This is a genomic window from Halorubrum ruber, from assembly GCF_018228765.1.
Lineage (GTDB): Archaea > Halobacteriota > Halobacteria > Halobacteriales > Haloferacaceae > Halorubrum > Halorubrum ruber.
Genome location: NZ_CP073695.1, coordinates 1,199,044 through 1,213,121 on the forward strand (window position 1 = coordinate 1,199,044; position 14,078 = coordinate 1,213,121).

General features: G+C 69.6%; 14 protein-coding genes. 6 read left to right on the forward strand and 8 right to left on the reverse strand.

What is annotated here, in order from left to right; all coding sequences use genetic code 11:
- Window positions 1–6 precede the first annotated feature (6 nt).
- Window positions 7–2,151, reverse strand: a complete 2,145-nt coding sequence (gene fdhF, locus J7656_RS05930) for a formate dehydrogenase subunit alpha (RefSeq protein WP_211554379.1) — start codon at window positions 2,149–2,151, stop codon at window positions 7–9.
- Window positions 2,152–2,519: 368 nt separating this feature from the next.
- Here fdhF and J7656_RS05935 point away from each other — a divergent pair, with 368 nt between their 5' ends.
- Both J7656_RS05935 and J7656_RS05940 read left to right on the forward strand, forming a co-directional pair.
- Complete coding sequence (locus tag J7656_RS05935) at window positions 2,520–3,248, forward strand: DUF2238 domain-containing protein (protein WP_017344376.1); 729 nt, start codon at window positions 2,520–2,522, stop codon at window positions 3,246–3,248.
- A gap of 402 nt (window positions 3,249–3,650) precedes the next feature.
- Complete coding sequence (locus J7656_RS05940) at window positions 3,651–4,820, forward strand: glutathione-independent formaldehyde dehydrogenase (protein WP_026046302.1); 1,170 nt, start codon at window positions 3,651–3,653, stop codon at window positions 4,818–4,820.
- 48 nt (window positions 4,821–4,868) lie between these two features.
- Here the strand turns inward: J7656_RS05940 and J7656_RS05945 are convergent, their stop codons facing one another.
- A complete protein-coding gene (locus tag J7656_RS05945) occupies window positions 4,869–5,036 on the reverse strand; it encodes a hypothetical protein (RefSeq protein ID WP_017344378.1) in 168 nt (55 codons plus the stop codon).
- Window positions 5,037–5,250: 214 nt separating this feature from the next.
- Between J7656_RS05945 and J7656_RS05950 the strand changes: the two genes are divergently transcribed.
- Window positions 5,251–5,403, forward strand: coding sequence for a hypothetical protein (locus J7656_RS05950; RefSeq protein WP_017344379.1), 153 nt, complete (start codon window positions 5,251–5,253; stop codon window positions 5,401–5,403).
- 10 nt (window positions 5,404–5,413) lie between these two features.
- On the opposite strand, the gene J7656_RS05955 is transcribed toward J7656_RS05950, so the two are convergent.
- Window positions 5,414–6,583, reverse strand: a complete 1,170-nt coding sequence (locus J7656_RS05955) for a CobW family GTP-binding protein (RefSeq protein WP_017344380.1) — start codon at window positions 6,581–6,583, stop codon at window positions 5,414–5,416.
- A gap of 90 nt (window positions 6,584–6,673) precedes the next feature.
- Between J7656_RS05955 and J7656_RS05960 the strand changes: the two genes are divergently transcribed.
- A complete protein-coding gene (locus J7656_RS05960; RefSeq protein ID WP_211554381.1) occupies window positions 6,674–7,273 on the forward strand; it encodes a hypothetical protein in 600 nt (199 codons plus the stop codon).
- Between the two features lie 5 nt (window positions 7,274–7,278).
- On the opposite strand, the gene yqeC is transcribed toward J7656_RS05960, so the two are convergent.
- Window positions 7,279–8,010 carry a selenium cofactor biosynthesis protein YqeC gene (gene yqeC / locus J7656_RS05965; RefSeq protein ID WP_017344382.1) on the reverse strand — a complete coding sequence of 244 codons (732 nt, stop codon included), beginning with the start codon at window positions 8,008–8,010 and terminating at the stop codon, window positions 7,279–7,281.
- 118 nt (window positions 8,011–8,128) lie between these two features.
- Here yqeC and J7656_RS05970 point away from each other — a divergent pair, with 118 nt between their 5' ends.
- Window positions 8,129–10,012 (forward strand): aldehyde ferredoxin oxidoreductase family protein, encoded by a 1,884-nt coding sequence (locus tag J7656_RS05970; RefSeq protein ID WP_211554383.1) that lies wholly within the window; start codon window positions 8,129–8,131, stop codon window positions 10,010–10,012.
- 49 nt (window positions 10,013–10,061) lie between these two features.
- Here the strand turns inward: J7656_RS05970 and J7656_RS05975 are convergent, their stop codons facing one another.
- The 4 genes from J7656_RS05975 to mvk all read right to left on the reverse strand — a co-directional run bounded on the left by J7656_RS05975 (window position 10,062) and on the right by mvk (window position 13,335).
- Entirely contained in the window at window positions 10,062–10,397 is a 336-nt protein-coding gene (locus J7656_RS05975) for a DUF7976 family protein (protein WP_017344384.1), read from the reverse strand.
- Window positions 10,394–11,437 (reverse strand): Mrp/NBP35 family ATP-binding protein, encoded by a 1,044-nt coding sequence (locus tag J7656_RS05980; RefSeq protein ID WP_017344385.1) that lies wholly within the window; start codon window positions 11,435–11,437, stop codon window positions 10,394–10,396. The genes J7656_RS05975 and J7656_RS05980 overlap by 4 nt, the downstream gene beginning before the upstream one ends.
- Before the next feature lie 81 nt (window positions 11,438–11,518).
- The gene (locus J7656_RS05985; protein WP_211554384.1) at window positions 11,519–12,322 is read right to left on the reverse strand and encodes an isopentenyl phosphate kinase; all 804 of its coding nucleotides are present in this window, start codon (window positions 12,320–12,322) and stop codon (window positions 11,519–11,521) included.
- Window positions 12,319–13,335, reverse strand: a complete 1,017-nt coding sequence (gene mvk, locus J7656_RS05990; protein ID WP_211554385.1) for a mevalonate kinase — start codon at window positions 13,333–13,335, stop codon at window positions 12,319–12,321. The genes J7656_RS05985 and mvk overlap by 4 nt, the downstream gene beginning before the upstream one ends.
- A 122-nt stretch (window positions 13,336–13,457) precedes the next feature.
- Here mvk and J7656_RS05995 point away from each other — a divergent pair, with 122 nt between their 5' ends.
- Complete coding sequence (locus J7656_RS05995) at window positions 13,458–14,063, forward strand: mechanosensitive ion channel family protein (protein WP_211554386.1); 606 nt, start codon at window positions 13,458–13,460, stop codon at window positions 14,061–14,063.
- The last annotated feature ends 15 nt before the right edge of the window (window positions 14,064–14,078 follow it).

Here is a 14,078-nt window from a genome sequence, read left to right on the forward strand (position 1 = left end):
CGGCGCTCAGTCGTCTGCCGAAGCCGGCGAGTCGTCGCCCGCGGCCTCGATGCCGACCTCGATCTCGGCGGCCGCGGCCTTGTACTCGGGAATCTTGGCGCGCTCGTCGAGCACGTCGTTGGTGAGGCGGTTCGCGGAGGCGGCCGCGAAGTGCGGCGTGGTCCAGACGACGCCCTCCTTGATGTCCTCGGTGACGTCGGCGCGGACGGTGATCTCGCCGCGGCGGGACTTCAGCACGACGTCGTCGCCGTCCTCGATGCCGTACCGCTCGGCGTCGTTCGGGTGGACGTCGACGAAGTTCTCCGGGTGCTGCTTCGAGAGCGTGGGCGAGCGGCGGCTCATCGTCCCGGTGTTGTAGTGTTCTTCGAGCCGCGCGGTGGTCAACACGAGCGGGTACTCCTCGTCCGGGACCTCCTTCGGCTCCTGGTGGACGACGCCCTCGATGCGGCCGAGGCCGTCCTCGGTCTCGAACTCGTCCTCGTAGAGGAAGGGGTCGCCCTCGTCGCCCTCCTCGTAGCAGGGCCAGTGGAGCCCCGTCTCGCCGAGCGCGTCGTAGGTCATCCCGTGCATGATCGGGCACACCTCGCGCAGCTCCTCGAACACGTCCTCCGGCCCCTCAAAGTCGAACTCGTCGCCGTCGAACAGCCGCGTCCCGACCTCACAGAGGATGTCGAGGTCGTGGCGCGTGTTCTCGTGGACCTTGTGGACGCCGCGCATGCGCTGGACGCGCCGGTCGGTGTTGGTGACGGTGCCGTCGCGCTCGGCCCACGTCGTCGCCGGGAGGACCACGTCCGCGAGCTCGGCGGTCTCGGTCATGAAGATGTCTTGGACCACCATGAAGTCGAGTTCCTCGCGGAACCGCTTCTCGGTCTCGTTGCCGTCCGGCTCGCTCATGATCGGGTTCTCGCCCATGACGTAGAGGCCGTGGACGGTGTCGCCGATCGCGTGGGAGATCTCGACGTTCGTCAGCCCGGGCTCCGAGGGGATATCGAACCCCCACACGTCCTCGACGCTCTCGCGCGCCTCGTCGTCGTCGACGAGCTGGTACCCCGGGAGGACGTTCGGCATCGCGCCCACGTCGCAGGTGCCCTGGACGTTGTTCTGCCCGCGCAGGGGGTTGACACCCGTGCCCGGCCGGCCGAGGTTCCCCGTGATCAGCGCGAGGTTGATCTCGTTTTGTACGTTGTCGACGCCGCACGTGTGCTGGCTCATCCCCATGCCGGTGAAGATGGCGGCGTCGTTGGCCATCGCGTACTTCTCGGCGGCGAGCTCGATGTCCTCCAGCGGAACGCCGCACTCCTCGGCGGCCGCCTCCTTGTCGAAGTCCGCGAGCGTCTCCTTCAGGTGGTCGATCCCCTTCGTGCGCTCCTCGACGAACGCCTCGTCGATCCAGCCCGCGTCCGGCTCGTCCTCGTGCCGCTCTAAGATCGTCTTGAGAACGATGTTAAGCAGCGGGATGTCCGTGCCGGGCTTCAGCTGGAGGTGCATGTGCCGGTCGGTGTCGTCGATCTCGAACGACCGGGTGGTCTTGTTCGCGTGCGGGTCGACCTGGATGACGGTCGCGCCCTCTAAGACGGCCTGTCGGAAGTACTGGCTGTTGGCGATCGGGTGCTGCTCGCCCGGGTTCGCGCCCTGGATCCACAGCACGTCTGCGGAGTCCTCTAAGTCGGCCATGCTGTTCGTCATCGCGCCCATCCCGAGGCTGGTGCGCAGCGCCCAGACGGTGGAAGCGTGACACATCCGCGTGCAGTTGTCGACCTGATTCGTGCCGTACCGGCGCGCCAACTTCTGGATCAGGTAGTTCTCCTCGTTGAACGTCTTCGAGGAGCCGAAGAATCCCATCCCGTCCGGGCCGTGCTCCTCGCGGATCCCCTCCATCTCGTCGACGACCCGACCGAGCGCCTCGTCCCACGTCGCCTCGCGGAACTCGCCGTCCTCCTTGATCAACGGCTCGGTCAGCCGGTCCTCGTGGTCGACGACCTGCGTCGCCGCGCCGCCCTTGATACAGACGCTCCCCTCGTTCACCGGCGCGTCGCCCCACGGCATGAACCGCATCTCGCCGGGCTCGTCGCCCTCGAGGACGCGGATCCCGCAGCCGACGCCGCAGTACGGGCAGATCGTTTTCGTCGCGTCGTCCGGCTCACTGGACATCGGTCTCACCGCCCCCGTGTGTACTCATACCGCATGATCTATCGTCACCGTCTATCAGTGTACCGGTGGTTTCCCGGGGCCCCGTTGAAACCCTCAGCAAGTGATGTATTCCGCCCCGGTTGCGGTCAATACAGTTTGCTCACCGAACGAATTCAAATACGGCCGAGAAGACGAGATGTCGCTACCTATCAAGCGGGCAATGAAGAGATTTCGAACACGGACGGCGAATCGATTACGGTTCAAATCGACTGCTCGCACGCCGCTATAGATCACTCACCTGATATTTCGGGATGGAAATCTGCCGAAACCTTTCGTTATCGGGACAGGAATCGAAGTGATTAATTTCCTATGCCAGTGTACTATCTCAGATGGAGGAGCTATTGTTTCTGGGTGTCTTCGCCTGTTTAGCGGGCATCGCAGTTATCTTCCATACCGCTGTCCGGCAGAGGAACGCTCCCGCAGTAATCAACGCGGGTGTGTCGTTTCTGCTGGTGTTCATTCCGGTTCTCGTCGATGCCCTTGCCAACTGGTTTTACGGAATCCGAGTGGGACTTACCCCGGAACTTCCACTGTGGATCGCCGTCACCGGTCTGTTTCACTCCTACGGTATGCTCGGCCCATACGACGAGATCTCTTGGTGGGACCACCTCACCCATACGCTGTCGGCGGCGCTCGTGGCAGCGTTGCTGTACGCTGTAGTGATAGTCGCCGTCGAGTATACACTAGTTCCGGCCGGTACTAGTCTGATATGGGCCACGGTGGTGTTGGTTACGCTCCTGTCAGGGGTGTTCTGGGAGCTGATCGAACTTCTCGCGCGGGATTTCGGACGGAAGTTTGACCTCCCACCTGTACTCGATCACTATGGCCGACAGGATACGATCTTGGACCTGTTCTTCGACGTTGTCGGCGCGGTGCTCGTCCTCGTTGCCGACCTGCGGCTGTTCGTCCCGATGGCGGAGGTCTCCCCCCAGACGACGGTAGCGGCCCTGGTCGTCGTCCTCGGTGGATTGGTGGTCGGATCACTCGTTATGTCGTTAATTGTCGTCGTCAAGCAAGCTGATTCTAAAACGCAGACAGACTCTGGTAGATCCGACTGATTCGGTGTCCAATTGGAACCTCGATCTTCCGTAGTTTCTCTGCCATAACCGTAGCAAGCAGTAGGTACGCTTCAGCGAACCGCTGTTCAGGCGATTATGTATGTGAAGAATGAGATTTCAACGGGGCCTTTCACGAGCGTCGAAGCGTGCGAAGTGGGAAGACGGTGCGAAGCGAGTGGGAGGACCGTGCGAAGCGAGTGGGAGGACCGTGCGAAGCGAGTGGGAAGACGGTGCGAAGCGAGTGGGAGGTCCGCGAACCTTCGGGCCCTCGCGGTCGGCGTCGAGGCGGCACGGCTCTCCGCGCACAGATCTGTTAACATCGGCGAACGTCTGATTGTTAAGGGTAAATATAATGGAAAAACATTTACTATGGTTTGTTAACACGATACAATCGGAATCAACATGAGAGCTGTTGTCTATCAAGGCCCGTACGACGTGGCCGTCGAAGACGTAGAGGAACCGGAGATAGAACACCCGAACGACGTCGTCGTCGACATCACGACGTCCTGTATCTGCGGGTCGGACCTCCACATGTACGAGGGCCGAACCGCGGCCGAGGAGGGGATCGTCTTCGGCCACGAGAACATGGGGATCGTCAGCGAGGTGGGCGAGGCGGTCTCGACGCTGGAGGAGGGCGACCGCGTCGTCATGCCGTTCAACGTCTCCTGCGGCTTCTGTCAGAACTGCGAGGAGGGGTACACCGGCTTCTGTACCAACGTCAACCCCGGCTTCGCGGGCGGCGCGTACGGCTACGTCGCCATGGGCCCGTATCCGGGCGGACAGGCGGAGAAGCTGCGCGTCCCGTACGCCGACCACAACGCGCTGAAGCTGCCGGAGGGCCGCGAACACGAGGACGCGTTCTCGCTGCTCGCGGACATCTTCCCGACGGGGTGGCACGGCACCGAACTCGCCAACCTCCAGCCCGGGGAGTCGGTCGCCATCTTCGGTGCCGGGCCGGTCGGGCTGATGGCCGCCTACAGCGCGAAGATCAAGGGCGCGGCCGAGATCTACATCGTCGACCAGGTGCCGAGCCGACTGGAGCTGGCCGAGGAGTACTGCGACGCCCACGCCATCGACTTCTCCGAGGGCGATCCGGTCGACCAGATCATCGAGGAGCACGGCGGGATGGTCGACAAGGGCGTCGACGCGGTCGGCTACCAGGCGACCGACCCGGACGACGTCGACACCGAGACGGAGGACTACTCCTACCAGCCGGCCAAGGAGAACCCGGCGGTCGTGATCAACAACCTCATCCGCGTGGTCCGGCCGACCGGCGAGCTGGGAATTCCCGGCCTCTACGTCCCCGAGGACCCCGGCGCGCCCGACGACATGGCCGCGCAGGGACGCCTCGGCATCGACTTCGGGAAGTTCTTCGAGAAGGGGCTCAAGTGTGGCACCGGGCAGTGTAACGTGAAGGAGTACAACCGCTACCTGCGCGACATGATCATCGAGGGCCGAGCCGATCCGAGCTGGGTCGTCTCCCACCGGGTCAACCTCGACGAGGCGCCCGAGATGTACGAGGCGTTCGACGCCCGCGAGGAGGGCGTCACGAAGGTCCTGCTGGAGCCCTAACTCCCGAACTACCCCTCCCGGCGTTCCGATTTTTTCGCTCCTGACGCGTCAGGCCCGGAGCCACGCCTTCGGGTGTTCCGCCCGGAGATGCGACTGGTACCGCGAAATCAGCTCCGGATACCCGTCGGCGACGCAGTGCCACTCGCAGAGGTCGCACCCCCGCTCGACCGCCTCGTCGCCGCCCTGAACGTGTCCGCCGCGTCTGTACGTGACCATGATGAGATTCCCGCCGCGGCCGGTCCGCGTCGATAGGTAGCGTACGACACGGACGGGGTTCACTCTGTCGGCGGTCGAGACGCGCGGCGGCGACCGCGGGAATCCCGCCCCGTCGTACCCTCCTTGTCGCTCCCTCCTCGTCGTACCCCCCTCACCGCTCCCGCCCGCCGCTCCCGCCGAAACCGGTATGTCGATCCCTCTCGTGGGTGCTCGTATGTGTAAGTACTGTAACTGGGCGTTCCACGACGAGTGGGGCCAGCTGCTGAAGTACGACGACGTCTACCAGTCGGCGGTCGGGGGCGAGACGGAGTCCACCCACGGGTTCCACGAGGAGTGGGACGACCTCCAGGCGGAACTCGGGATCTGACTCGTCGGCCTCATAGCGGGAACGCGTCCGCCGCTGTCTCCTCGACGGTCGCCGTCTTCTCGTCGGCGCCGGCCGTCGCCAAGGCGTCGAGTTCGCCGCGAATCTTCCCCTCGTCCATCTCGCTGCCGATGAACACGAGCCGCGTCCGGCGGTCGTCGTCGGGCCCCCACTCGCCGATCGGGCCCGCCTGTACCGAGGGGCCGGCCTGGCTCACGCCGATCACCTCGTCGGTGCCCGCGACGTTCGCGACGCCCTTCGCCCGCACGATGGCGCCGTCCCAGTCGTCGAGCCAGTCCGCGAACGGCTCCGGGTCGAGCGCGTCGGCGGAGCGGTAGACGAACGAGTCGACCCCGTGGGCCGCGGCGGCCCCCTCGGCGTGGTCGTGGTCGTGCGCGTGGCCGCTTCCTCCTTCTCCGCCCTCGCCCGTTGCGTCGCCCTCACCCGCCGCGCTGCCCTCGCTCGCGGCGATCTCGCGTTTCCACCCCGGCGACCGCTTTGCCGTCTCGAAGTCGAACCGCCCGGTGTCGAGCACGTCGCCGGGGTCGACCTCGGAGTAGCTCGTCCGGATCCGCTTCGCGCGCGGCCCCAACCGGTCGGCGACCGACTCGATCTCGTCGAGCACGTCGTCGGGGACCATGTCCGTCTTGTTCAACACGAGCACGTCGCAGAACTCGATCCCCTCGACGAGCACGTCCGCGAGGGGCCGGTCGGCCGCCGGCTCGCCGTCGCCCGGGAGGCTCTCGCCGGCGTCGAACTCCTTCCAGAACCCGTAGGTGTCGAGGACGGTCACCATCGTGTCCAGCCGGAAACGCTCGGTCGGGTCGACCTCGCTGTCCTCGGTCCCCTCGGTGAACGCCCGGGCGACCGGGATCGGCTCGGAGATGCCCGACGACTCGACGAGGAGGTAGTCGAACTCGCGGGACTCGGCGAGCGCCGCGGCCTCAGAGAGGAGGTCGTCCTGGAGCCGGCAGCAGATACAGCCGTTCGAGAGGTCGACGACGCCCTCCTCGTCGTTCTCGCGGGCGACGAGTTCGGCGTCGACGTTCACCTCGCCCATGTCGTTTAAGATGACCGCGATGCGCCTGTCGCCGGGGTTCGCGAGCAGGTGATTCACCAATGTCGTCTTCCCGGCGCCGAGGTAGCCGCTGAGGACCGTGACCGGGATCCGGTCGTCTGTCATGTGTGTCACCAGTGCCCACGTCTGTATGAAACGATCGATCGGAACGATCGAGACGAACGTTCATCCGTGCCACCGCCGTACCGCGAGGCGATGGACCTGAGCGAGTCGACCGTCCGGGAGCGAGCCCGGGCGTACACAGAGACCGAACCGCTGTACGACGTGGAGCGCCAGCACGTCGAGACGGTCCCAGAGACGTTCGCCGGCGACGAGTACGGGCGCCGGGACGCGCAGTGGATCGTCCGGTGGTATTTCCGGCGGTACCTCGGGGAGTACCCGGACCGCGAGCGGCGCGAGCGGGAGGAGGCGTTCCGCGACAACGAGTTCGACGACGTGATCGACGCCCTCGACGCCGCCGTCGACGCGGTGGGCGTAAAAAACGACGACTCAGCGAACGTCGACGACGCCCTCGACGCGCTCACCGCGCTCGACGGCGTCGACGTCGCGGTCGCGTCCGGATTTCTCCAGTTCCTCGCCCCGTCGCGGTTCGTCGCGATAGACCGCCGAACCTGGGAGGTCTTGGCCGCGGCCGGCGAGCTTGACGACGCCTACCCGGACCCGCCGTCGGCCGCCGACTACCGGCGGTTCGACGACGCCTGTCGAGCCGTGATGGACCGGACCGGCGTCGACGCGTGGACGCTGTACCGGGCGCTGTGGCGGTCGTTCGAGGAGGTTCCGGGAGAGGACTCGTAGGGGATCTACTCGACGACCTCGACGACCGGATCGTCCGCGATCAGGCGCGTGAGGATGACGCGCGGCACGTTCGCGCGGAAGAGAATCTCACCGGCGATCGCTCGGGCCGCGTCCGCGTCGGCCTCGTCGTCGACCTTATTTACGACCGGAATCGCGGTCGCGTCGCCCGGCACGCCCTTCAGCCCGCCCGCGGGGCTCGCCAGGACCGTCGCGACGTCCGCGGGGCGGAGCTCGTCGCCGATCTCGCGGCCCGTGATCGCGGCGACCTCCTCCGGCCGGTGGACGAGCTCCTCGGTGAGGGGTTCGCCGACGACGTGCGCGCTCGCGATCGGGACGACGACGTCCGCGTTTGCCGGGATCTGCGGCTCATGGTCGCCCGGCGCCTTGAAATCCCGGAGGCGCGCCCCGTCCGCCTTCACGAGCGTCGCGCCGGGCGCGGCGTCGGCGATCTCGGCGACGGTGTCGACGTCGTACCCGAGGTACCGGTCCGACCGCTCGCGCTCCGGAACCAGCCCGAGCGGCCAGTCGCCCTCGTCCGCCTCGTCGAGCGCGGCCACCGGGTCACCGGTCACGCGGACCGCGGCGACCCGGTCGTCGAAGATCGGTATCCGGACGCTCGCGGTCACGACCGACCGGTCGAGCCGGTCGGCGAGCGCGAACAGCGTCGACTTCTTGCCGCCCGCGCCGACGACGCAGACGGTCGCGTCGCGGGCGTCGAGCGCGGTCGTGAGGTCCATGGCCACCGGTTCGGTCGCCGGCGGCCTCACTCTAACGGTCCGTAGAGCGCGAGGCCGCCGAGCGACCCGATCACGGTGCCGGACAGATTGATACGTCTCCGCGTCGCATCCCCGCTGAATGCGACGTCCCCGAACCCACGTCCTCCGCGTCGACCTCTCGACGGGCGAGACCGCCCGCGAGCGCGTCCCCCGCGACTGGCGACGCGACTACGTCGGCGGGAAGGGGCTCGGGGCGCGCTACCTCTACGAGGAGCTGTCGCCGGGAACGGACCCGACGGGGCCCGAGAACCTCCTCGCGCTCCTCGTCGGGCCGCTCGCGGGCTACCTCCCCGGCGAGACGCGCTACGCCGCGGTGACGAAGTCCCCGCTCACCGGCGGTTTCCTCGACTCGTACGCGGGCGGCGAGTTCGCCGACCGGCTCGCGGGGTCGCTCGACGACTGCCTCGGCCTGCTCGTGACCGGCGCGGCCGACCGCCCGGTCCGGATCGAGGTCGAGGGGGGCCGCGCCCGGATCGAGGCGAGCGACGCGTGGGGCGACGACGCCGCCGAGACGGCCGACCGGTTCCCGGACGCCGGCGTCGCCTGCGTCGGCCCGGCGGGCGAGCGCGAGGCGGCCTACGCGACGGTCGCGAGCGACGGCGGCGCCCACCACGCCGGCCGCGGCGGCGCCGGCGCCGTGATGGGATCGAAGCGGCTGAAGGCGGTCGTCGCCCGCGACCCGCCGCCGGCGGTCCCGGACGACCTCGCCGCGCTCCGCGACCGCGACGCGGCGGCCTACGGTCGGGACCCGACCGGCGAGTGGCAGGCCGCCGGCGAGACGGTCGAGACGGTCGACTACGCGGACGAAGTCGGGATCCTCGCCGCGGAGGGGTGGACGGAGATCGGCTTCGACGGCGCCGACGACATCGGCGTCGAGGCCGCGCTGGAGCGCGCGACCGGGCGCGAGGGCGAGGATCAGACCGTCCCCGGCGGCTTCCGGATCGACACGCCCGACGGCGAGGTGGTCCCGCGCGGCGCGGCGCCGATCACGCTCGGGGCCGGGCTCGGGATCGACGACTTCGACCGCGTCGTCGAGCTCTGCGGCGTCTGCGACCGACTCGGCCTCGACGTGATCGGCGCCGGCAACGCGGTCGCGTGGGCGGTCCGCGCCGGGGAGGCGGGGATCGTTGACTGTCCGGTCTCGTTCGGGGACGCCGACGGCGCAGAGCGACTCTTGGAAGCGATCGCGGCCCGCGAGACCCCGCCGGACCTCGACGTCGACCCGGACCTGCCGGACGCGCTCGCCGACGGGGTCGACGCCGCGGTCGACCGGTTCGGCGGCGCGGACCTCGTGCCGACGGTGAAGTCGATGGCGCTGCCCGGCTTCGACCCGCGGGCGGCTGTCGGCGTCGCGCTCGCGTACGCGACGAGCGACCGCGGCGCGTGCCACCGCCGCGCGCGGCCGCAGGACACCGAGCCCCTCGCCCGCCCGGACCGGTCTCCCGCCGACCGGGTGCGCGACGTGGTCGGCGAGCAGAACGCGCGCTCCGTGCTGTGGAGTCTGGTCGTCGACGACTTCGTCGGCGAGGCGGCTTGGACCGACCTCGGCGCGGAGTGGCTCGCGGCGGTCGACCATCCTGCGGTCGCCGGCGTCGACCGCGGCGGCACCGAGGACGAGACCGGCACCGCCACGCCGGGCGATCCGGTCGACGCGCTCGCGACGACCGGCGAGCGGATCTGGACACTCACGCGGCTGTTCAACGCACGCGAGGGGTTCGACCGCGCGGACGACGCGCTCCCCGAGCCGCTTCGCACGTCCGCGGCCGACGGCACGCCCGGCGTCGACGCCGACGCGTTCGACCGCCTGCTCGACCGGTACTACGCGGCGCGCGGGTGGGGCGACCGCGGGCTCCCGACGCCGGAGAGCCTCGGCCGGCTCGGCCTCGCGGACGTCGTCGACGACGCGACCCCGCTGGACGGGCGCGCCATCGACCCCGCCGCGCCGGCCGAGTCCGACGGCTGACCGCAGACCGCAGCGACGGAGAGCTGCCCGGAGTCCGCCTCCGAGCGCCTCAGCGGCGCAGTCCGCCCTCTGACTTGATCCGCATGATGTGGCGCACGTTGAGGTATATCTCCTCGGGCGACGTCTCCTCCCCCTCGTCGTACAGGTCCGAGACGCGGTAGAGGACCGCCGAGAGCTGCTTGCTCTCCGAGCTGTCGCCTCGCACGTCCTCGGCCACGTCGCGGAGGAACTCCCGGACCTCGTCGTCCACCGGGAACTCCGCGTCCGACGCGTCCTCCGGGACGACGGGGTCGACGCCCGCGGCCGCGAGGGGGTCCTCGCGCTCGTCGCCGTCGGCGCTCTCCGCGCGCCCGGACTCGCCGGCCTCGTCGTCCGCGTCGGTCATCGCCCCTCGCTCACCCCCCGGCGGCGGACGACGCCGGCGTTGTTCGCGACGTTCTCGACGAGCACCTTGAACGCGTCCGCGGTCTCGCCGTCCTCTAAGACGACGGGCTCGCCGTCGTCGCCGCCGGTGCGCACCTCGGGGTCGAGCGGGATCCCGCCGAGGAACGGGAGGTCGTGCTCCTGCGCGAGCGCCTTCCCTCCCCCGGAGCCGAATATCTCGTGGAAGCCGCCGCAGTCGGGACAGCGGAAGCCGGCCATGTTCTCGGCGATGCCGAGGACGTTCGTGTCGTGTTTGCCGAACATGCGGAGCCCTTTCACCGCGTCGTCGAGCGCGACCTCCTGCGGGGTCGTGACGATGACGGCGCCCGTCAGCGGGAGCGTCTGGAGGATGGTGAGCTGCGTGTCGCCGGTCCCCGGCGGGAGGTCCATCACGAGGTAGTCGAGCTCCCCCCACTCCACGTCCTCGACCAGCTGCGTGATGATCTTATGGACCATCGGGCCGCGCCAGATGACCGGGTCGTCCTCGCCGGTGAGGAAGTCCATGCTCATCAGCTTCACGCCGAACCGCTCGGGAGGCACGATCGTCTCGCCGTCGGTCTCGGGGCGCTCCTCGGCCGACACCATCCGCGGCACGTTCGGCCCGTACACGTCGGCGTCGAACAGGCCGACGCGCGCGCCGAGCTGGGAGAGCCCGGCGGCGAGGTTCACCGCCACGGTCGACTTCCCGACGCCTCCCTTGCCGGAGGCGACCGCGATCACGTTCTGGACACCGGGGAGGACCTGTTCGTCCGTCGAGAGATCGTCCGGAATCGACGCCGACAGCTCCACGTCGAGGCCGGTGTCCGCGAGCGCCTCGCGCACGTCGTCCGCGACGGCCGACTCGTTCGGCGAGAAGGGGGCGCCGAGCGCGAGCGACACCCGGACCGTCCCCGTGCCCTCGTCGACCTCGATGTCGTTCACCAAGCCGAGCGAGACGATGTCGTCGCCGAGGTCGGGGTCCCGCACGTCCGCGAGCCGCTCCCGCACGTCCGATTCGTTCATGTCCGAGGGGAGGGCCGTGGGTCGAATAAGGGTTCTGTACCCGGGCGCCCCACCGTTCCCGACGCGTCCGCGGTCCCCCGATCAGTCGATTCGGGTTCCGGCGCCCTCGCCGCGCAGGAACGGCGCCAGCCCGTCCGCGCCGAACACGTACGCCGGCGCGTCGAGCGCGAGCAGCTCGCGTACCTTCGCGGCCATGCCGCCGGAGACATCGGTGGCGTCGCTCGCGCCGAGCGCGTCCGCGACCGCGTCGAAGTCGTCGATCTCGGCGATCACGTCCCCCTCGCCGTCGAAGACGCCGGGGACCGTCGAGCAGACGCCCACGCGTCGCGCGCCGACCCCCGCGGCGAGTTCGACGACCAGCTCGTCGCCCGAGACGACCGTCACCCCGTCGCCCGCCGTCGCCACGCCGTCGCCGTGGAGGACCGGGACGAACCCCTCCCCGAGCAGCGTCGCCGTCGACCCGAGCGGGAGGTCGAGCCCGCCGTCCGCTCCTTCGGGCCGCGCAGCGAGCGACAGCGGGTGGACGGGCACCGCGGGCACGCCCCGCTCGCGCAGCCGCTCCAGCACCTGCGCGTTCAGCCGCTTCATCGCGCCGTGGACCGCGGCCACCGCGTCCGCGTCGCGCGTCCCGTCGGTCGTCGAGACCCCGTGTTCGCTGGCGTGGTGGTGCCCGAAGCTCCCGCCGCCGTGGACGACGACGAGCCGGTCGACCTCGCCCGCCGCGAGCGCGTCGGCGACCGCGTCGCAGGCCGCGTCGAGCGCCGCGTCGTCGAGCGTCTCGGGGCTGTCCTTCTCGGTGATCAGGCTCCCGCCGAGCTTGAGGACGACGGGGGGTGTGGCGTCGTCAGCGGGGTCGGCGTCGAGATCGGCCTCGCCGCCCGTCACGGCTCCACCACCCGGACGCCCTCGGTCGCCAGCTCGGCGCGGAACGCCTCCTCGCAGCCCTGCGTGAAGGACAGCGCGGTCTCCGTCGCGTCGCTCTCGTCGAGCGCGACGATGCAGCCGCCGCCGCCCGCGCCCGTGAGCTTCGCACCGTGCGCGCCAGCGTCCCGCGCGGCCCACACCATCGCGTCGAGCGACCGGCCGGAGACGCCGAGCGCGGTGAGCAGCCCGTGGTTGAAGTCCATCAGCTCGCCCAGCTCTGCGAGCAGCTCCGGCTCCGGTGGCTCCGCCGGGTCCGCGTCCGCGAGGAGGTCCTCGCCCGTTCGGACGAGGTCGCCGATCGATTCGACCGTGTCCGCGGCGAACCCGTGTTCCTCGCGCAGGGCGCGGACGCCCGCGACTAACTCGCCGGTGTCGCCCGCGCCGCCGTCGAAGCCGACGACGAACGGCAGGTTCGGGGCGTCGATCGGTTCGCAGTCGTCGCCTTCGACGCGCACCGCGCCGCCCATCGTCGAACAGAAGGTGTCGGCCCTGGAGGCCTGTCCGTCCTGGACCTCGTACTCGGCTTGGTACGCCCGGTCGGCCAGCTCCCGGCGGTCCAGCGGCTCGCCGAGCGCGCGCGTCGCGGCGTCGATGCCGGCGACGACCACGGCCGCGGACGAGCCCAGCCCCGCGCCCAGCGGGATGTCGCTCTCGACGGTGATGTCGAAGCCCGCGTCGGGCGCGTCGGCGGCGTCCCTCGCCTGCTCGACGGCCGCGTCGACGTACCCCATCGCGGCCTCGACGAGCGGGGTCGGCACGTCGACGTCGGGGCGGTCGCCGGTGCCGCCGGCGTACTCCACCGTGAACCCGTCTAAGGAGAGGTCCTCGGCCTCGACGCGCACGTGGTCGTCCTCGCGCGGCTCGGCGGTCACCGTCGCGCGTCGCTCGATGGCCGCCGGCACGGCCGGCTCGCCGTAGACGACGGCGTGTTCGCCGAAGAGGTACACCTTCCCCGGCGCCTCGCAAACGGTCATACGAACTCCCTCTCCCCGCGCGCTTACAGGCGTTGCGCTTGTGGGCGGGGCGAGCAGCGGGAACCGGAACGACGACCCCTCCGCCCGCCAGCTTTTCACCGGCGGCCGCCGTCGTGCGCGCCATGACCGCGCTCCCGTCGCTTCTGCGACAGTCGTTCACGAACTTCGTCGAGGGGTTGGCCGTCGCGATTCCGCGGCTGCTCTCGGGGGCGATCTTCCTCGCGTTAGCGTACGTGACCGTGCGGATCGTCCTCGCGCTGGTCCGGTCGTCGATCGAGCGGCTGTACGTCGGCGACCGCGAACTCGTGGGGGACCTCATCGTCACGCTCGTGGCCATCTTCCTCTGGTTCGGCGTCGCGCTCACCTTCCTCAAGGTGCTTGGGATGGGCGACATCGCGGCGAGCCTCGGCACCGCCGTCGGCTTCATCGCGCTGGGCGTCTCCTACGCGCTCTCCGAGATGATCGAAGACACTGTGGCGGGCGTCTACCTCCTCCGCGACCCCGACTTCAACGTCGGCGACCGTGTCGAGGCGAAGGGCGTCACCGGCACCGTCGCCGCGATCGAACTCCGGAAGACGCGGATCGACGCGGACAACGGCGACCGGATCGTGATGGCGAACCGCGAGATAGAGCCGCGCTGGACCCACGACGTGCCGGAGGAGACGGACGCTCCGGGGACCGAGCCGGGAGACGCGCCGGCCGACGGCGGGTCGTCGACGGCCGACTGAGCGCGGGCGGCGACG